This is a genomic window from Actinomycetospora aeridis, from assembly GCF_037400275.1.
Taxonomy (GTDB): domain Bacteria; phylum Actinomycetota; class Actinomycetes; order Mycobacteriales; family Pseudonocardiaceae; genus Actinomycetospora; species Actinomycetospora aeridis.
Genome location: NZ_JBBEGL010000014.1, coordinates 41,026 through 59,933, shown reverse-complemented (window position 1 = coordinate 59,933; position 18,908 = coordinate 41,026). Strand labels below are relative to the sequence as shown.

The 18,908-nt window shown below is 72.3% G+C and carries 17 protein-coding genes; 7 read left to right on the top strand and 10 right to left on the bottom strand.

All coding sequences use genetic code 11. The features are described 5' to 3' along the window. Positions 1-40: 40 nt before the first annotated feature. Genes WCD41_RS29115 through WCD41_RS29100 form a run of 4 tightly spaced genes read right to left on the bottom strand, consistent with a single transcriptional unit; the run spans position 41 to position 6,263 of the window. Positions 41-1,198 carry a 3-isopropylmalate dehydrogenase gene (locus tag WCD41_RS29115; protein WP_337718750.1) on the bottom strand — a complete coding sequence of 386 codons (1,158 nt, stop codon included), beginning with the start codon at positions 1,196-1,198 and terminating at the stop codon, positions 41-43. After that, complete coding sequence (locus tag WCD41_RS29110) at positions 1,198-3,378, bottom strand: hydantoinase B/oxoprolinase family protein (RefSeq protein ID WP_337718749.1); 2,181 nt, start codon at positions 3,376-3,378, stop codon at positions 1,198-1,200. Before WCD41_RS29110 ends, WCD41_RS29115 begins: the two co-directional genes overlap by 1 nt. A gap of 19 nt (positions 3,379-3,397) precedes the next feature. Next, positions 3,398-5,512 (bottom strand): hydantoinase/oxoprolinase family protein, encoded by a 2,115-nt coding sequence (locus WCD41_RS29105; RefSeq protein ID WP_337718748.1) that lies wholly within the window; start codon positions 5,510-5,512, stop codon positions 3,398-3,400. A 37-nt stretch (positions 5,513-5,549) separates the two neighbouring features. Further along, positions 5,550-6,263 carry a GntR family transcriptional regulator gene (locus tag WCD41_RS29100; protein ID WP_337718747.1) on the bottom strand — a complete coding sequence of 238 codons (714 nt, stop codon included), beginning with the start codon at positions 6,261-6,263 and terminating at the stop codon, positions 5,550-5,552. A 245-nt stretch (positions 6,264-6,508) separates the two neighbouring features. Here WCD41_RS29100 and WCD41_RS29095 point away from each other — a divergent pair, with 245 nt between their 5' ends. The 4 genes from WCD41_RS29095 (at position 6,509) to WCD41_RS29080 (ending at position 10,651) form a co-directional block, all read left to right on the top strand. Beyond that, entirely contained in the window at positions 6,509-7,975 is a 1,467-nt protein-coding gene (locus tag WCD41_RS29095; RefSeq protein WP_337718746.1) for an aldehyde dehydrogenase family protein, read from the top strand. Positions 7,976-8,013: 38 nt separating this feature from the next. Then, positions 8,014-8,793, top strand: a complete 780-nt coding sequence (locus WCD41_RS29090) for an SDR family NAD(P)-dependent oxidoreductase (RefSeq protein WP_337718745.1) — start codon at positions 8,014-8,016, stop codon at positions 8,791-8,793. A gap of 58 nt (positions 8,794-8,851) precedes the next feature. Further along, a complete protein-coding gene (locus WCD41_RS29085; protein WP_337718744.1) occupies positions 8,852-9,628 on the top strand; it encodes a FadR/GntR family transcriptional regulator in 777 nt (258 codons plus the stop codon). Positions 9,629-9,790: 162 nt separating this feature from the next. Further along, entirely contained in the window at positions 9,791-10,651 is an 861-nt protein-coding gene (locus WCD41_RS29080; protein ID WP_337718743.1) for an alpha/beta fold hydrolase, read from the top strand. 152 nt (positions 10,652-10,803) lie between these two features. Here the strand turns inward: WCD41_RS29080 and WCD41_RS29075 are convergent, their stop codons facing one another. From WCD41_RS29075 to WCD41_RS29050, 6 genes are all read right to left on the bottom strand, one after another. Next, a complete protein-coding gene (locus WCD41_RS29075) occupies positions 10,804-11,796 on the bottom strand; it encodes a helix-turn-helix domain-containing protein (RefSeq protein ID WP_337718742.1) in 993 nt (330 codons plus the stop codon). A gap of 280 nt (positions 11,797-12,076) precedes the next feature. Continuing rightward, a complete protein-coding gene (locus WCD41_RS29070; RefSeq protein WP_337718741.1) occupies positions 12,077-12,418 on the bottom strand; it encodes a hypothetical protein in 342 nt (113 codons plus the stop codon). Between the two features lie 629 nt (positions 12,419-13,047). Continuing rightward, positions 13,048-13,926 (bottom strand): ABC transporter substrate-binding protein, encoded by an 879-nt coding sequence (locus WCD41_RS29065; protein ID WP_337718740.1) that lies wholly within the window; start codon positions 13,924-13,926, stop codon positions 13,048-13,050. 48 nt (positions 13,927-13,974) lie between these two features. Continuing rightward, positions 13,975-14,721, bottom strand: coding sequence for an SDR family NAD(P)-dependent oxidoreductase (locus WCD41_RS29060; RefSeq protein WP_337718739.1), 747 nt, complete (start codon positions 14,719-14,721; stop codon positions 13,975-13,977). A gap of 27 nt (positions 14,722-14,748) precedes the next feature. After that, the gene (locus WCD41_RS29055) at positions 14,749-15,213 is read right to left on the bottom strand and encodes a VOC family protein (RefSeq protein WP_337718738.1); all 465 of its coding nucleotides are present in this window, start codon (positions 15,211-15,213) and stop codon (positions 14,749-14,751) included. Beyond that, the gene (locus WCD41_RS29050; protein WP_337718737.1) at positions 15,210-15,368 is read right to left on the bottom strand and encodes a hypothetical protein; all 159 of its coding nucleotides are present in this window, start codon (positions 15,366-15,368) and stop codon (positions 15,210-15,212) included. Before WCD41_RS29050 ends, WCD41_RS29055 begins: the two co-directional genes overlap by 4 nt. A 319-nt stretch (positions 15,369-15,687) precedes the next feature. Between WCD41_RS29050 and WCD41_RS29045 the strand changes: the two genes are divergently transcribed. The 3 genes from WCD41_RS29045 to WCD41_RS29035 all read left to right on the top strand — a co-directional run bounded on the left by WCD41_RS29045 (position 15,688) and on the right by WCD41_RS29035 (position 18,547). Continuing rightward, complete coding sequence (locus tag WCD41_RS29045; protein WP_337718736.1) at positions 15,688-16,827, top strand: glutathione-independent formaldehyde dehydrogenase; 1,140 nt, start codon at positions 15,688-15,690, stop codon at positions 16,825-16,827. A 31-nt stretch (positions 16,828-16,858) separates the two neighbouring features. Continuing rightward, positions 16,859-17,293 carry a PPOX class F420-dependent oxidoreductase gene (locus WCD41_RS29040; RefSeq protein ID WP_337718735.1) on the top strand — a complete coding sequence of 145 codons (435 nt, stop codon included), beginning with the start codon at positions 16,859-16,861 and terminating at the stop codon, positions 17,291-17,293. Positions 17,294-17,464: 171 nt separating this feature from the next. Continuing rightward, on the top strand, positions 17,465-18,547 hold the full coding sequence (locus WCD41_RS29035; RefSeq protein ID WP_337718734.1) for a sulfite oxidase: 1,083 nt from the start codon (positions 17,465-17,467) through the stop codon (positions 18,545-18,547). The last annotated feature ends 361 nt before the right edge of the window (positions 18,548-18,908 follow it).

The window sequence follows — 18,908 nt, the reverse complement described above, 5'->3', positions numbered from 1 at the left end:
CTCTCATCATTGAGCATCGGGTGCCCGAGTGTCCAGAGAGTCAGCTTGCTAATGATCGATCGTGCGGTGTCGGACGCTTCTGCTGATCGATCGTGCGCACGGCGCCCATCGCCGTCATCAGGGAGACGGTGGGATCCCCGATGGCCGCCGGGTCCGCCCCACCGACGCGCTCGGCGATGCGGGTGCCGATGCCGGTCGTCGAGTCGCCTGCGTTCCCGAGCTCCGCGAGTACCGACGCGGTGGCCGCCTCGAGGACGAGGGCGGCGTCGTGCTCGCCGAGGTGGGCCAGGCACAGCGCGGCGGAGAGCACCGCCGCCGCCGGGTTGGCGCGTCCGGTGCCCGCGATGTCGGGCGCGGACCCGTGGACGGGCTCGAACATGCCCGGGTTCTCCCCGGTCGGGTCGATGTTCCCGCTGGCGGCCAGCCCCAGCCCGCCCTGGAGGGTCGCCCCCAGGTCGCTGATGATGTCGCCGAAGAGGTTGTCGGTGACGACGACGTCGAAGCGCTCCGGGGTCAGCGGGAGGTGCTGGCACATGGCGTCGGCGTGGACGTAGTCCTGCTCGACGTCGGGGAACGAGGTACCGACCTCGTCGACGACGGTGGTCCACAGCTTCCCCGCCTCGACCAGGATGTTGGTCTTGTGGCACAGCGTCACCCGCCGCCGTCGTGCCTGCGCGAGCCGGAACGCGTAGTCGACGCACGCCCGGGTCGCGGGCGTGGTGGTGATCGAGTTCTGGATCGCGGTGGCGTGGTCGGTGCCCTGGTGGACCGTCGACCCGCCGCCGGCGTAGAGCCCTTCGGTGTTCTCCCGGATGATCACGAGGTCGCACCGCTCCGGCGTGAGGTCGCGGATCGGGCTCGTGACCCCGGGGTAGAGCCGCACCGGGCGGACGTTGACGGCGTGGCGCAGGGCCACGCGCAGCGCGACGACGAGGCCGCGCTCGAGGACGCCGGGCGGCACCCGGGGGTCCCCGACGGCGCCCAGCAGGATCGCGTCGTGGCCGCGCAGCTCCTCGGTGCTCGCCTCGTCGAGGGCGACCCCGTCGCGCAGCCAGCGTTCCGCGCCGAGGTCGTGGTCGGTGGTCGTGACGCGGAAGCCGAACCGGTCCGCCGCCGCGTGGACGCAGCGCAGCGCCTCCACGGTGACGTCGGGCCCGATGCCGTCGCCGCCGACGACCGCGAGATCGTGGGTCCGCATCACGTCAGGGCGAAGTCGCGCCAGGCCTTGCCCGACGCCGGCTCGGTGTCCACCCACAGGGCCGTCACGCAGTGCGGGCACACGTACGCGATGGCCTCGAGGGCCTCGTGGACGTCGACGCCGCCACCGAGATCGTCGGGCCCGAGGGTGAGCGTCGCGGCGAGGGACTCCCACCCGCCGTCGAGCGCACCGAGCGGGGTCCGGCAGTGGGCGCACCCCGCGACGGAGCGCCCGCCCTCGCCCCAGATCAGCAGCGCGGTGCCCCACCGGCCGACGGGGTCCCCGTCGACGTCGGGCATCGCGCCGCCGGCCGGCGCCGTCATCCGGGCGCGGCGGTCGGCGCGGATCTCCTCGCGGCGGGACCCGGTCGCGGCGGCGTCCACACCACCGTCCGCGGTGACGACGACGCCGTAGAGCCGGCGCGCGGCGTCGGGGCTCACCGCCCCGGCCGCGACGTCCGCGGCGACCTTCTCAGGATCGCGCAGGAGCGGGTCGCCGTAGCCGCCGCCGTTCTGCACGGTGCACTCGAAGACGTCGCCGTGCGCGATCCGGGCGGCCGGGGAGACGCCGGGCAGGACGCCGTGGTCGCCGTCGAGCTCGGTGAGGTCGCCGACGGGCCGGCCGGCGCCGAGGCGGTCGAGGACCCCGGAGCCGATGACGCGCTCGAAGCGGGCGCACGAGCCGGGCAGCCCGCCGAAGAGCCCGGTGCGGTTGGGCAGGGCGACGCCGTGGGTGCCCAGGACGCCGGTGACCTCCTCGGTGTCGATCGGGGTCAGCGCGAACTGGACCCCGTTGCCGCCGCGGTGGGTACCGGCCCCGCCGGAGTCGGGGACCTGCCGGCGCCACAGGTAGAGCAGCGGGTGGCGCATCTCCTGCTGTTCGACGTCGGTGGCGCCGCCGCCGAGGATGACCATGGCGCCGCCGGAGTCCACGCCGTCCCGGAACGAGAACGCGGGCCCGCCCCAGAGCAGCGAGTCCATGTACATGGAGGCGAACGGCTCGCCGTGCTGGTCGATGCCGCCGAACTGGGAGAGCTGCCAGGACCCGTCGCTGGGGCCGAAGGCGAACCCCTCGTAGCGCTCGGAGAAGCTCAGCATCTTGGCGATGGCCCCGCCCGCGGAGCAGGTGGCGGTCCAGTTCGCGCCGGCCGCCCCGCCGGAGACGGGCATCGGCTCGACCGCGGTGACGCACAGCCCGTCGGGGGCGACGACCTCGACCGGGCGCATGATCCCGTGGTTCCAGGGGATCTCGCCGCCGAACGTGCAGAGCATCAACGTGGCCACGGCGCCGAGCAGGCCGCCGCGGGTGGTCATGCCGTACGCGGGGCTCTGCGGGCTGGCCCCGGAGAAGTCGAAGGTCAGCCGGTCGCCGTCCTTGCGCATGACGCACGGGACCTCGAGCAGCTCGATGCCCGCGTGCCCCCCGCGGCCGGAGCCGTCGGGCCGGTCGAGGTAGGAGGTGTGCTCGAACGTGCCGTCGGGCAGCTCGCGCAGCATGGCGCGCAGGTCGGCCTCGGAGTTGTCGAGCGTCTTCTCCATGGTCGCGCGCACGGCGTCGGTGCCGTAGCGGTCGCAGAGCTCGTCGAAGCGCTGCGCGGCGACGCGCAGCCCGGCCAGGAAGGCGCGGAAGTCGTTGGCGACGGTGTCGTGCATGCGGGAGTTGAGGACGATCGTGTCCCACAGCTCCTGGTTGACCACGCCCTTCCGCACGATGCGACCCGGCGGGATGCGGATGCCCTCCTGGAACACGTCGGTCGCGGTGGTGCACCAGCTGCCGGGGTCCATCCCGCCGAGGTCGACCTGGTGGGCCATGCACCCGAGCCACGCCACGATCTCGCCGTCGCGGAACACGGGGCTGCAGAACTGCACGTCGTTCTGGTGCATGGCCGCGAGGTAGGGGTCGTTGATGATGAAGACGTCGCCGGGCTCGATGTCGTCGTAGCGGGCGAGGAACTCCTGGACGGCCATCGCGCCGGTGTAGAGCGGGGTCAGCAGGTACACGCCGATGATCGCCATCTCGCCGGCGGCGGTGTAGATGCCGAAGTTGTAGTCGGTGGCGTGCACGACCGGCGAGCCCGAGACGTGCTCGACGGTCGTCGCGCCCTCGGAGTTGATCGACCAGAGCTTGTGGCGGATGACCTCGTAGGTGACGGGATCGACGGCGGCGATGGCAGTGCTCATCTCGTGTCCTCCGGGATGCTCAGGCGCGGGTCTGGATGACGAGGTCGCCGGCGCCGTCGACGACGGCGTCCTGGTCCGGACCGATGACGACGGTCGTGTCGGCGAGCTCGACGATCGCCAGGCCGTCGATGGTCATGCCGTCGTGGAGCTGGTCGCCGCGCAGGACGGTGGCATCGCGCCAGGCCCCGCCGGAGAAGACCGGGCGGGTGCCGGCGGTGGCGCCGGCGACCGCGGTGTGGTCGGCGACGGTGCGGAACTCCGCGCGCGGCACGGGGCTGGTGGCGACGACGCGGAAGGTCGTGATCTCCACCCCGCCCTCGAGGAACGCCGCGCCCTTGCCGAAGCGACCCTCGTACTGCTCGACGAACCGCTCGACCATCCCGTTGACGTCGGCCGCGGTGAGCGCGTCCGAGCCGGCGTCGAGGGTGACGGTCAGGACGTGGATCTGGGCCCGGAACCGGATCTCGACGGACCGGACGAGGGAGATCGAGTCCTTGTCCGCCCCGGCGGCGACGAGGTCCCGGGTGGCGCGCCCGGCGAGCTCGTCGAAGGTGGCGGTGAGCGCCTCGGGCGGCAGGGCCTGCGCGTGGTCGGTGGTGCCGGGCGGGGTCTGCATCGGCTGGGAGATCTCTTCGACCATCGTCAGGTCCGAGCAGCCGATGCCGAACGCGGAGTGCACCGAGGCGGTGATCGGCACGATGATCCGCGGGCAGCCCAGCTCCGCGCCGTAGGAGAACGCGTGCAGCGGGCCGGCCCCGCCGTAGGCGAAGACGGCGAAGTCGGTGGGGTCGTAACCCTGCTCGACGGTCACCTGGCGGACGAGGTCGGCCATGCGCGCGTCGACGATCGTCTTGATGCCCTCGGCGGCGGCCTCGACCGACAGGCCGGCGGGCTCGGCGACGTGGGTCTCGATGGCCGTGCGGGCCTTCCCCACGTCGAGCGTCAGCCGACCGCCGAGGAAGTTCTCGGGGTTGAGGTAGCCCAGGACGAGGTCGGCGTCGGCGACGGTGGGCAGCTCCCCGCCGCGGCCGTAGCAGGCCGGGCCCGGGCGGGCACCGGCGCTCTCGGGGCCGACCTGCAGCACGCCGTTGCGCACCGAGGCGATCGACCCGGCACCGGCACCGATGGCCCGCACCGCGACCGAGGGGAGGGCCAGCTCGTCGCGGCCGATGAGGGTCGTGTTCGCCATCACCGGAAGGCCGTCGAGGACCAGACCGACGTCGAAGCTGGTGCCGCCCATGTCGGTGGTGACGACGTTGCGGTGCCCCGAGCGGATGCCCAGGAACTGGGAGGCGATGACCCCGCCGACCGGCCCCGACATCACCGTGGCCGCGGCGCGCTTCTCGACCTCGGGGAACGTCGCGAGCCCGCCGTTGGACTGCATCAGCAGCGGCCCGCTGCGCAGCCCGGCCTTCGTGAGGGTGTCCTCGAAGCTGTCGAGCGAGGTCTTGAGCACCGGGCGCAGGCTCGCGTTGACCGCCGTCGTCAGCGTGCGCTCGTACTCGCCGATGCGCGGGAGGAATTCGCTGGACAGCGTCACCCCGAGCTCGGGTGCCTCCTCCGCGACGATCTCGGCGACCCGATGCTCGTGGGCGTCGTTCGCGAACGACCAGAGCAGGGCGACGGCGATCACCTCGGCGCCGCGGTCGCGCAGGGCCCGCACGGCCCGCCGGACGTCGTCCTCGTCGAGGGGGCAGACGACGCGCCCGGCGTAGTCGACGCGCTCGGTGATCTCCTCGGTCATCGCGCGCGGCACGGCCGTCGGCTGCTTGACCAGGGTCCGGAACCGCTTGATGTCCTCCTCGTCGAGCCCGATCGACTTGAAGCCGCGCATGATCGTGAGGGTGTCGCCGAAGCCGCGGGTCTGGAGCAGCCCGACGCGGCGGGCCCGGCCCTCGAGCATCGCGTTGGTGGCGATCGTGGTGCCGTGGGCGAACACCTCGACCTGCCCGAGCAGCTCCTCGAGCGTGACGCCCCGCTCCTCGGCGGCGTCGACCAGGGTGTTCAGGACGCCCTCGGCGGGGTTGTCGGGCACGGTCGAGGACTTGTACCGCCCGACGTCGCCGTCCTGGTCGATCACGACCGTGTCGGTGAACGTCCCTCCGATGTCCGAGGCGACGTAGTAGGTGGGCATGGCGGGTCACTCCTTCGTGGACCGGGAGCCGGGGGGATCAGGACGCGGGGCCGGACGCCGTGCTGTCGCGCGGGGTGGGGGCCGCGTCGTCGTGCTCGGCGCGGAGCTCGTCGATCGTGGCCTGGATGTGGGCGCGGGCCAGGCGCTCGGCGTCGTCCTCGTGGCCGGCCTCGATCGCCGTCGCGATGGCCTCGTGCTCGGCGATCGCCCGCTGCGCCCGGGCGGGGTCGACGAGCGCCACCGGGGCGAAGACCTGCGCGGTCATGCGCAGCACCGGGGCCTCGGCGACCAGGAACTCGTTGCCGGAGAGATGGAGGATCTGCTCGTGGAAGTCGACGTTGGCGCCCGTGTAGGCGCGCGGTGACCACGGGTCGAGCGCCGCGCGCTGGCTGGCGAGGATCCGGCGCAGGTCCCGGCACCGTGCCAGGGCGGGGCGGGCCCGCGCGGCGAGCCGCGCGGCGAGGCCGTCGACCACCGCGCGCAGCTCGTAGGCCGCCAGCAGCGTCGCGACGTCCCCGCTGACGACGCGGGCGCCCTGCCCGGGGGTGACCCGGACGAGCCCCTCCTGCTCGAGGACCCGGAGGGCCTCGCGCAGCGGGGTGCGGCTGACCCCCAGCTCCGCGGCGAGATTCTCCTGCGGCAGCCGCGCCCCGGAGGGGTAGCGACCGCTGTAGATGCGCTCGCGCAGCACCGCCGCGAGCTCGTCCACCAGCCCGGTGCCTGGCCCACCGGTGACGCCGCGCCTCGCCATCCGGCTTCCCTCCCACCGTCGCGTCGAATACTGGATACAGCGTTGGGAGAGTGGACTGTGATGCGGGCGATAGTCAAGCGCTCGCCGTGTCGCGCCTGCTCAGAGGCCTATTCTGCGCCCGATGAGCGGTTGGTGGGCCGTCGAGGCCGCCCTTGACGCGCGGCGAGTGCGCCCTGCACCCTGCGATCAGGCGCTACTGGTCTGACCAGTCGGCGCGACGACACCGTTGTCTGGAGGATCCGTCCATGACCTCGAGCCCCGGCTTCGTGCTGCCCGATCTGCCCGCCGGCCTGCCCGTCGGCGACGGGTGGCGCGAGGACGTGACGACCGCCCCGGTCGTGTTCCCGTTCGACGGCTCCACGGTCGCGCACGCCCCGCTGGGCACCGTCGAGCTGGCCCGCGAGGCCGTCGCGGCGGGCGCCGCGGTGCGTCGCGAGGTCGGCGCCCTGAGCTCCGCCACGCGCCGGGCGATCCTGCTCGACGTCGAGCGCGAGCTCGCCGCGCACACCGACGCCTTCGTCGAGCTGCTCGTCGCCGAGACCGGCAAGACCCGCGCCGACTGCGCGGTGGAGTTCTCCCGCACCCTGTTCACCTGGACCGCGGCGGCCGAGGAGATCGCGCACCTGCACGGCGAGACGGTGCCGCTGGACCTGCAGGCGTCCGGCGAGGGGATGGTCGGCTTCTGGACCCGCCGGCCGATCGGTCTCGTGGTCGGCATCGCGGGCTTCAACGGGCCGGTGCTGCTCGCCTCGCACAAGATCGCGCCGTCGATCGCCGCGGGTTGCCCGGTGATCTGCAAGCCGGCGCCCGCCACCCCGCTGGCCACGCTCTGGCTCGCCGACATCGTGCGCCGGGTCGCCGTGACCCACGGCGCGCCGCCGGCGATGGTGCAGGTGGTCACCGGCGACGCCGAGGTGGGGAAGGTGCTGGTCACGGCGCCGGAGGTGGCGGCGGTGTCGTTCACCGGGTCGGCCGCGGTCGGCCACCAGATCGCCCGGGACGCCGCGCCCCGCAAGACGCTGCTCGAGCTCGGGTCGAACGCGGCGCTGATCGTCGACACCGACGCCGACCTCGACCGTGCCGTCGACGCGGTGCTGCGCGGCGGCTTCTACTTCAACGGGCAGGCGTGCATCGCCGTCCAGCGCGTCGTCGTGTGCGAGCCGGTCCGCGAGGAGTTCCTCGGCACGCTCACCGCCCGGATCGGTGAGCTGACCACCGGCGACCCGCGCGACCCCGCGACGCGCATCGCCCCGCTGATCAACGAGGCGTCCACCCGCCGCGTCCTCGCGTGGATCGAGCAGGCCGAGGGCGCCGGCGCGAAGGTCGTGCGCGGCGGCCGGGCCGCCGCCGACCGGTCCATCGAGCCGACGATCCTGCTCGACGTCCCCGAGGACCAGCAGGCCTGGTGCGAGGAGATCTTCGCCCCGGTGGTGGCCGTGAATTCGGTGCCCGACCTGGAGACGGCGCTGGAGACCGCCAACCGCTCGCGGTACGGGCTGCACGCCAGCGTCTTCACCCGCTCGCTGGCCACGGCGTTCCGCGCGATCGACGAGCTCGAGGTCGGCGGCGTGATCGTCAACGAGGTCCCCGGCTTCCGGTCGGACATCATGCCCTACGGCGGGGTCAAGGACTCCGGGATCGGGCGCGAGGGACCGCGGTTCGCCATCGAGGAGCTGACCGTGACGCGGATGGCCGTCATCCGACCCGCGTGACCGCCGGATCGACACCGCACCGACCTGGGAGCACCGCCGTGACCGACTACCGCACGCTGTTCGACCTGCAGGGACGCCGTGCCCTGCTCCTCGGGGCCGGGGGCATCGGCCGCGAGGCGGGGCTGGCCCTGGCCGCCCACGGGGCCGAGGTCGTCTGCGCCGACCGCGATCCCGAGACCGCGAAGGCCACCGCCGAGGCGATCACCGCCGACGGCGGCCTCGCCGGCGCGCTCGCGCTCGACGTCACCGAGGCCGACGCCCTCGCCCGACACCTCGACGAGGTGGGGGACGTCGACGTCGCCGTCCTCACCGCCGCGATGAACGTGCGCAAGCGGCTGCTCGACTACACCGACGACGAGTTCGACCGGGTCGTCGGGCTGAACCTGTGCGGGACGTTCAACGTCCTGCGGGGCGTCGGAGCCCGCATGGTCGCCCGCGGTACGGGCAGCATCATCGCCTTCTCGTCGATCCGCGCCCGCACCGTCGAGCCGGGACAGAGCGTCTACGCCGCGACGAAGGCTGCGCTGGAGTCCCTCGTGCGCGCCGCGGCCGTCGAGTTCGGCGAGGCGGGGGTCCGGGTCAACGCGATCGCCCCCGGCGTCGTGGAGACCCCGCTGACCGCCCAGATCAAGGCGGACGAGGACTGGTACCGGGCCTACGCGACCAAGGGGGCTCTCGGCCGGTGGTCGGTGCCGTCCGAGCTGGCCGGGGCCGTCGTCTACCTCGCGTCCGACGCCTCGAGCTTCGTCACCGGCTCCACCCTCAGCGTGGACGGCGGGTGGACCGCCGTCGACGGCCGCTTCACGCCGCCGACCTGAGGCCGACCCGACCTCCCCGGCGGCGCCGGTCGCTACCGTGGACGATCGTGACGGGGCGATGACGGGCACGAGCCGGGCCGCGGAGGCCGAGCACCGCGCCTACCGACGGATCGTCGACGACGTCGAGGCGCGCATCGCGTCCGGTGAGCTTCGCCCGGGCGACCGGCTGCCCAGCGAGCGCGAGCTCGTCGACCGCTACGGCATCGCCCGGTCCTCGGTGCGCGAGGCCCTGCGCGTGCTCGAGAGCCTCGAGCTCGTGCGATCGGCGCCCCGGGACCCGCGCGGGCCCCTCGTCCTGCCGGTCTCCGCGGCCCCGATCCGGCGGTCGCTGGGGCTGCTGACCTCGAGCGGGACCATCTCGCTCCCCCAGCTCGTGCAGCTGCGGATGGTGATCGACGCGTCGACCAACCTCATGGCCGCGCTCCGCCGGACCCCGCAGCACCTCGTCGCGCTCGAACGCAACATGGCCCGCATGCGTGGCCTGCTGCACCACTCGTACGCCGAGTTCGGCCGCGCCGACCTCGAGTTCCACGAGATCCTCGCCGACGCTGCGGGCCACGAGCTCGTGCGCCTCTACGGGGAGGCCGTCCGGGAGGCGGTCCTGGAGCTGATCCAGCGGACGATCCTCGACGCCGACGACCAGGAGGCGCACAAGCTGCGCTCCATCCGCCACCACACAGCGGTGTTCGACGCAATCCGACTGGCCGACGGTCCGGCCGCGTCGCGACTGGCCCGCGAGAGCCTCTACCAGTACTACGCCGACCACGTCGGCGACGAGGACCGCGAGATCATGGCGGCCCTCGTGCGCGAGTGCGGGGGCCGCATCCACCCCTGACCGCGAAGTGGTCGAGTGGCGTGATCTTGACGGCTGTTGTCGGTCCAGCCACTAGAGTTCGCGGAAGGTGATCGTCGATGGTGGGTCGCTCGGCGCGCGAGAGCGTGCGTCGGCTCGCGGCTCGGGCCGCGGGCAAGCGTTGCCGGAAGGAGCGTGTTCTCGATGCCGACGGGAGCCCCGGTCGATGGGTTCACCCTGAGCTTCGACCGACTGGGATCGGTTGGTCGGCCGCCGGTGGTCCTGCTCCACGGTTGGCCCGGGGACCGGACGGACATGGCATCCGTCGCCGAGAGGCTCGGGGACGAGTTCGACCTCGTCGTGCCGGACCTGCGCGGTTTCGGCGCCTCGGACAAGCACCTCCGCGACCCCGGCGACTACTACAGCCTGGTGGCCCAGGCCCGCAGTGTCGCGGGACTGATCGACGAGCTGGGGCTCTCCCCCGTCGTGCTGGGCGGTTACGACATCGGCAGCAGGGTCGGTCAGCAGCTCGCCAAGGACAGGCCCGACCTGCTCAGCGCCATGGTCATCACGCCACCAGCTCCAGGCGTCGGGTCACGGATCCTCAGCGAAGCTCCGTTCCGCGAGTTCTGGTACCAGTCCTTCCATCATCTCGACCTGGCCGAGAAGCTCCTCGACGGGAAACCGGACGCTGTCCGGGACTATCTGGAGTACTTCTGGACGCACTGGTCCGGCCCTGACTTCATCGTGGACGCCGCCCGCCTCGAGCACCTGACGTCGGCGTACGGCCCCGCCGGCGCGTTCGTTGCTTCGATCGGGTACTACCGAGCGGCCGGAAGCGTCGTGGCGCGCTACCTGGGCGAGACGGTCCCCGACGAGAAGATCATGGTCCCCACGACGTTCCTGTGGGCCGAGCACGACCCCCTGTTCCTGCGCGCCTGGTCCGACCGCCTCGGAGAGTTCTTCGCGCAGGTCACCGTGCAGCCCGTGGACGGAGTCGGTCACTTCGTCCCGGTCGAGGCGCCCGACATCTTCGCCGGCGCCATCGTGCAAGCGAGCAAGTAGGCCCCTGGTGGGCCGGTAGCCGGAGCCGTCCGAGACCGCCAAACACGGCAGGGTCCGAAAGATCAGGAGTCCGCTCCTCGTCGGGCGCGGGCGTGGGCGAGTCGGTAGGACTGGGTGCCGGTTTCGATGATCAGGCCGGCGACGGTGAGCCGTCAGCTGCGCAGCGTGCTGCTCGGAGGCTCCCCGAAGGTCCGGCGGTAGGCGGTGGCGAAGCGGCCCGGGTGGGCGAAGCCCCACCGGGCGGCGACGGTCGTCACCGTGGTTCCGCTGGAGGGGTCGGCGTCGAGGAGATCCTGATGAGCGCGGAAGAGCCGGACGCGACGCAGGTACTGCATCGGTGACATGTCGTGATGGCGCGCGAAGGCGTACTGCAGGGCGCGGGGCGTGACGTGGGACGTGGCGGCGAGATCGGTCAGGTCGATGTCGGTGTGCGCATGGGCGTGGATGAACTCCTCGGCGAGGCGCACCGTGTCCGGGGTGGCTCCGTGGTCGCCCGTGACACCGTGCTCGGGCAGCAGGTTGTTGGGGAACACCGCCAGCGCGGTCGCGGCCAGCAGCCGGGCGGTGCTGCCGAGCACGAGCGGGCTGGCGGCGGTCTGGTCGTCGTCGAGGACCTGGCGCGCGAAGGCGGCGGCACGTTTCCACTGCGCGGCGGCCCGTGGGGAGCTCGGGGCCAGCGAGTCGAAGCGCAGTGGTGCGGGTTCGCGGTCGGGCAGGGCCGCGACCGATCGGGCCAACGCGGCGGCCGGCACGGTCAGGATCCCCGCTCGGAAGTCGAGGCATCGGACCGTGTAGTCCCCGCGGGGGAAGCTGCCCAGGAACGCGTCGCCGGGGGTGTAGCGCTCGGTGTCCTTGCCGAGCTCGGCGTGGGTGCCCCCGCTGAGGAGCGTGGTGACCGACAGATCGTCGGTCCCGTCGAGGTGCAGGGTGAGGTCCGGGGGCATGGTGAAGTCCACGTAGCTGAGCCCGCCCGCGCTGACCTGAGAGATCGATACCGGTGCGGACAGCGCCAGGTTCCCGACCTTGGGTGGCCGGGCGCTGTACATCTGGTCGATGAACTCCTGGGCCTCGTCCGGGTCGGTCGTGGCGAACTGTGACCGTTGCGGCGCGACACCATCGGCCGGGGCGGACGCATGATCGGGCATCGCGCCCTCCTCTCGACGTCGGCGTGTGCCGCGAGACCGTGACGGGCCAGGCAGTTCGTGCAGTGTCCGTCGATCGGGGTGGTCGGCGCCAGGGGGCTGACCGTGGGGACGCCGCAGCGATGGACGACAGCGATGGACGACAGCGATGCGTCGAGCTCGCGCGAGAAGCGCCGAGGGAGTGGCGGACGGGCCGTCGAGGCTCCCCGAGACGAGGCTCGAAGGAGTCAACGCCGGGTCGATCTCCGGGAGACGAACGTCGCCCGACCTGGCGTCGCCGCGGTCACCGCGTCGCCCCGGCGAGGGGCGCTGCGGGAGGGTTCGCGAGCTCTCCTGCCCGCCGGCGGACGCGCGCGAAGCGGGCGCGGGCATCGTCCTTGAGTCCCCGGGCGAGGACCGCCGCGTCGTGCGCGGCGGCCGCGCAGCGGCGCACCGTGTCCAGGGTGGCCTGACGTTGCGCGGGTGAGCGAACCGCTGCGGCGCGACGCTCGCCGAGTTCATCGTGCCAGGCGCTCAGCTCCTGGGCTCGCCCGCCGAGCGTTGGGGAGTGGATCTGCTGGTCCGAACGGGATGGGCTCTCCTCGCGGCGCCGCTGGACCAGGGCGCCGCCGGGTGGCACGGTCACGTCTTCAGCCGATGACCGATCCTCTGAGTGAGCAGGTGGGCCTGCGGCACTCATGGAGCGACCTGAAGCGCGGATCGGGTGAGCGGGGCGCGGCCGCGACGAGCGGGGGCGGACGTCCGTGGCGTCGACCAGCATCTGGTGGAAGGCCTGCCGTGGAGCACCATCGCGGCCCGCACCCGGCCGTCGGCGCGAGGGACGGTCGCGACCACCGCCGCCGCCTCTGCCAGCTCCCCGCAGCGCCGACACCGGCACGTCCTCGCCGGAGCTCGTCCCGGTCATCGCCGTCCTCGCGGTCAGCTCCACCGAGGAATCAGGAGCTTCGTTCCCGGGCGGGTCGCGGTGGAGGACTCCACGAGTACGCGTCCGGACCCGTTCCGGCAGCACTCTCGACGAAGCTTCTTCCGCCTCAGGGTCGAAAAGCGAAACAGCCCGGCAGCTGCCCCGCCTCAGCGCGCACCGAGGAACTCCTTCGGTCGGGCACAGGGGGCGAGGTCGGATCACGAGAAACGATCACGTCAGGGTGGCCGGAGTCGCGGTCCTCGGTGGTCACTACACGGCCGGGAGCCACGGCCATGACGTTCGTCGGGCCCGTCGTCACGACCCCGGGAGCTGCTGGCGAGGGACGTCGGTCAGAGGGTGACGTGGTCGGTGCGGTAGACGTCGGCGGCTCGGGGGGCGTGGGTGACGCCGAGCTCGTGGGCGACGGCGGCGAGGCTCTCGTCGGCGGCGGCGAGGTCGACCTGGCCGTCGGTGGTGAACCAGGGCGCGATGAAGCGGGCGTGGTAGCGCTTCACCTCGTCGGGGGTGTCGCGGCCCAGGAACCGCTGGAGGTAGGTGACGGCGGTGTCCGGGTCGGCGGCGAGAAGGGCCAGGGCACGGCGTTGCGCGCGGACCGCGGCGGTGATCGCGGGGTCGTCGAGTGGGATGACGGCGGGGTCGACGGCGAGTCCGACGGTGGGGATGGCGAGGTGGTCGCCGACCCAGCCGAGTTCGTGGAACCCTTCCTCGGCGGTGATCTGTGCGGGGTCGAGGGTGCTACCGATGTAGGCGGCGTCGACCTCGCCCGCGCGCAGCCGTCGCAGGTCCATCGAGTAGTCCCCGGGTGGGCGGATCACGCATTCAAGGTCGCGGTCGGGATCGAGGCCGTGCCGGCGCAGGACGATGCGCGCGAAGCATCCCGGCGCGGTGTGGGGGGCGTGGACCAGCAGCCGACGTCCCCGCAGATCTTCCATCGTGCTCACGTGCTGGCCGCCGACGAACCAGAACAGCGGGCGATGGGTGCTGACCGACAGCGCGGTCCACTCGACGCCGTCGGTGAGCCGGGTGAGCACCGAGCGCCCCAGCCCGATGGTGGCGCCGCGGCGCAGGCGCTGGTCGTCCCAGTTCACCCCGTCGCGCAGCGCGAGGTGCACGCCCTCCTGCTCGGGGAAGCCTTCCTGGTCGGCGACGTAGGCGACGAGCTCTTCGTGCAGGCCGTGACCGACGTAGGTGAGGTCGAGGGTGTGCAACGCTGCTCCTGGTGCGGGTCGAGGTGTCGGGGTGCTCGCGGCCCGGGGTCAGGGCATGATCAGGCCGCCGTTGACCGGGGCCCAGCTGCCGGTGGTGAAGGCGGCGTCGTCGCCGGCGAAGTGGGCGACGGTGCGCGCGACGTCCTCGGGTCGGGCGAGCCGACGCATCGGGGTGGTGGCGGCGAGGTCCGCTCTGAGCTCGTCGGAGAGCCGTCCGCTCACGGCGGTGTCGTCGACGGTGGACGGGGCGACGACGTTGGCCGTGATGCCGTGTGGTGCCACCTCGTCGGCGACGTAGCGCACGAAGGAGTCCAGGGCGGCCTTGGCGACACCGAGGGCGATCATTCCACTCCGGGGGCGTCGTGACAGGCCGGTGGACAGGTAGACCAACCGGCCGTCGTGGCGGTCGATCATCCCTGGCAGCACGGCGTGGGTCAGTAGGTATGCGGCGTGCATCTCCTGGTCGAGCTTCGCGGAGAGCTGCTCCCAGCTCAGGTCGGCGAACGAGGTGACCGGGAACGGGGTCATGGCGTTGTGCACCAGGACGTCGAGGTGTCCCCAGTGTTCGACGACCGTGTCGATCACGCGCGTGACGTCGTCCGGGTCGGTCACGTCGCCCTGCACGACCTGCGCAGCCCCGCCGGCCGCGCGGACGTCGTGCGCGACGGCCTCGGCATCGGTCGCACTGTCGCGATGGTTGATCACCACACCGTGACCGCGCGCCGCGAGTTCGCGCGCGCTCGCGGCTCCGATACCCCGGCTGGCTCCGGTGATCAGGCACACCCGCTCGCTCACCTGGGTTCTCCTCGTCATCGATCTGTGTCACCCGTGAGGGGCAGCCTCCTGGGCTGATGTGGGCCACTGCTGGTCGTCGCGCGCCGTGGGCAGCCAGATCTCCCAGGCGATGCCGTCGGGGTCGCAGAACGACACGAACTGCGCGTAGCCCACGTCGCGGGTCGGGGAGTGCTCGACGTCGTGCTCGGACAGCCGCGTCGACCACGCGTCGAGCGTGGCCCGGTCCGGCACGGTGACCGCGACGTGGTCGAGCCCGGTGCGTTGCGGGTCGAACCTGTCGGCACTGCGCCGGTGGGGCTCGTGGATGCCCAGCGTCATCCCGCTGCCGGGATGGCGCATCAGTCGCCGGGGGTGGCCCTCGGACGGCGGCCCTTCGGTGACCTCGCCGATCCGCTCGAAGCCGAGGACGTCCTCGTAGAAGTGCACGCTGGTCGTCATGTCCCGTACGACCAGCGCGATGTGGGCCACGCCGGAGAAGGTCGCGGTGCTCACTGGAACCAGATCGTCTTGGCGACCTCGTTGGCGGAGCGCAGCTTCTCGTCCGCGTCCTGGGGCGACGCGCTGCCACCGCCGAACGGCGACTCGGGCAGGGCGTCGAACTCACGGACCGTCTCACCCGTCGCGGGGTTCGTCGTTGCGATGGCCATCGGGGCGGCTACCCGGACCCCGATGCGTGACACATGGGGGACGACGGGCTGCACCTCCGGACGTTTGACGTCGCCCGACGATCGGCCACCCCCGGCCCGGAGCACGACGCTCCATCGACCGGCGCATCCGCGATGTTCACCCCTCAGCACTCGCGACGTGCAGGCCGCGGCGGTCACCTGCGCGATCGAGTCGAATCCGCGACGCCGACGATTCCGCCGCCGACGAGCCGCGCGGAGCCATCGCCCCGTGATTGAGCCACGCCAGCGCTCGTGCGCGCCGTACTTGTGTTTCCCGCTCGTTGGAGAGGATCGATCCTGCATGAAGGCACTGGTCTACGAGGGCCCGAAGTCGGTGTCGGTGAAGGACGTACCGGACGCCACGGTCGAGAAGCCGACCGACGTCCTGGTGCGCATCACGACCACGAACATCTGCGGGTCGGACCTGCACATGTACGAGGGACGGACCGGGCTCGAGTCCGGCAAGATCCTGGGTCACGAGAACATGGGCGAGGTCGTCGAGGTCGGCTCCGGGGTCGACCGTGTGAAGGTCGGTGATCAGGTCTCGCTGCCGTTCAACATCGGCTGTGGGTTCTGTGAGAACTGCGAGCGCGGCAACACCGGGTTCTGTCTCACGGTCAATCCCGGCACAGCCGGCGGCGCCTACGGCTTCTACGGCATGGGCCCGTACGCGGGTGGCCAGGCCGAGCTGTTGCGCGTGCCCTACGGCGACTTCAACTGCCTGGTCCTGCCCGAGGACGCGCAGGACAGGCAGAACGACTACACGATGCTCTCGGACATCTTCCCCACCGGCTGGCACGCCACCGAGCTCGCCGGGATGCGACCGGGCGAGTCGGTCGTGGTCTTCGGCGGCGGACCGGTCGGCATCATGGCGGCCTACTCCGCGGTGATCCGCGGCGCGAGCCAGGTGTTCGTCGTCGACCGCCACCCCGACCGCCTCGAGCTCGCCGAGCGCGCCGGCGCGGTTCCGATCGACGACTCGGCCGGCGACCCGGCTCAGCAGGTCCTCGACCTCACCGACGGGCACGGCGCCGACCGCGGCTGCGAGTGCGTGGGCTACCAGGCCCACGACACGCAGGGCAACGAGGACCCGTCGATGACGCTGAACTCGCTGTTCCAGGCGGTGCGGCCTACCGGGAAGATCGGCGTGGTCGGGCTGTTCCTGCCCGGTGACCCGGGCGCGAAGGACGAGGACGCGAAGATCGGGCGTTACCCGCTCGACTACGGCACCACGTGGTTCAAGGGCCAGGGCATCGGCAACGGGCAGGCGAACGTCAAGAACTACAACCGCCAGCTCGCCCAGCTGATCCACCAGGGCAAGGCCGCGCCCTCGTTCATCGTCAGCCACGAGCTCTCCCTCGACCAGGCCCCCGAGGCCTACGAGAGCTTCGATGAGCGCCTCCGGGGCTGGACCAAGGTCCTGCTCAAGCCCGCCGCCTGACCCCGGCGGCGCGGACACGAAAGGATTCCTCATGGCGGACACGAAGAACGGACCGCAGCTCCACCCGGTCACCGAAGAGCTCGCGAACGGCAAGAACTTCGCAGCGGTCACGACGGTGCTGCCCAGCGGCCGGCTGCAGACCCAGGTGCTGTGGGTCGCGATCAAGGACGGTTCGCTGGTCCTCAACACCGAGACCCACCGCAAGCGGTACCAGAATCTCCAGAACGATCCCCGGATCACGGTGCTGATCCGTGACGAGGCCGACCCCTACCGCTACGCCGAGATCCGCGGGCGCGTCGACCGCACCACCACCGGGAGCGAGGCTCGCGAGCACATCGACGAGGTCGCGCACCAATACCTCGGGACCGACTACCCGCCCGAGGGCATCAAGTCCGAACGCGTGATCCTCTGGGTCACCCCCGAGCGCCAGACGATCATCGACCAGAACAAGGACACCAGCGACTGACCATGTACGCCACGCGGGAGACGTCCCCGTTGGAGTGGGCGACCTCGTGCCCGCCGCCGGGCAGACCGGCAGGGGAACCTCCCCACGGCACTTTCGCCCGGTGTGGGACGAGCGGCGGCGAAGACGTCGACGTGGCCGGCTGAGCGACGCCCTGAGGGGCCAGGAGGCAGGGTGTGGGGCAAACGGGACGACATGGTCGTCCACCAGGTCGATCCCTATAACGCGGAGCCGCCCCGGCGAGCGCTGGCCGGCGAGGACACCACCCCCGTCGACACCTTCTACAGTCGCAACCACGGCTCCGTGCCGGAGATCGATCCCGACGGTTGGACACTGCGGGTCGACGGCCTGGTCGACCGCCCGGCGACCTTCGGGTTGGACGACCTGCGGCGCCTGTTCACCGAGCACACCGAGACGGCCACGCTGCAGTGCGCCGGCAACCGGAGGGCGGGCCTGATCGAGGTCCGTGACATTCCCGGTGAGGCGCCGTGGGGCCCCGCCGCCACCGCGACCGCCCGCTGGGCCGGGGTCCGGGTCGCTGATCTCCTGCGCCATGTGGGCGTCCACCACGAGGCGACCGACGTCGCGTTCACCGGTGCGGACACCGCCACCAGCCCCGCCACCGGCGCGCCGTACGGCGGGTCGATCCCGGCGCGCAAGGCTCTGATGCCCGAGGTCCTGCTGGCCTGGTCGATGAACGGCGAACCGCTGCCCGCGATCCACGGCGCCCCGGTCCGCGTTGTCGCCCCGGGCTACATCGGCGCCCGCAGCGTGAAGTGGATCGAGCGGATCACCGTGCAGGACGGGCCCTCGGACAACTTCTTCCAGGCCAGCACGTACCGACTGCTGCCGCCCGAGGTCGACCCGTCGAGCGCCGGGCCGGGAGACGGTGTGGCCCTGGGCCTGGTCGCGGTGAACTCCGACGTGCTCTCGCCCGACGACGGCGCACAGGTGCCCGCCGGACCGACCACGGTCACCGGGTACGCGTTCGCCGGAGGAGACCGCACTGTCGTGCGCGTCGACGTCTCCACCGACGGCGGCGAGACGTGGACTCGAGCCGGGCTCGCCGACCAGCTCAGCCCCTGGGCGTGGCGCCACTGGTCAGCCACGGTCGAGGTCCCGCGCGGCGAGGTCACGGTGCTGGCCCGGGCCTGGGATTCCTCGGCGGCGCTGCAGCCCGAGCGCCCCGAGCACGTCTGGAACCCGAAGGGCTACGTCAACAACAGCTGGGCGCGCCTACACCTGCACGGCGTCTGACACGGCCCATCTCGAGTCGTCGGCCCTTCGGGTTCCCCGAGGGCCTGGGAATGGCGGACGAGCCCCGAGCCGTCCGAGGAGCGCTGAGTGGTTCCGCGTGGCGCCACCCGAGGTCGCCGTCCCAACGGTGCGAGCGGTTCGTCGCCGTCGCACAGCGCCCCCGCGGACTGGTCCTCCTGTCCACTCGCGTGTCCCTCGTCGAGACCCGTTGACGCACCGGGCCCCGCACGTCAGGCCGATCGGCGTCCCTCGACCTCGACCTCACGTGACCGCGACGAGCGACCAGGAGGCGGCGCATCGTGAGTGCCCGCGGGACAACTCCGCGGGGCCTGCCCCCCGGCCGTCCGCGTGCGCGTCGGCG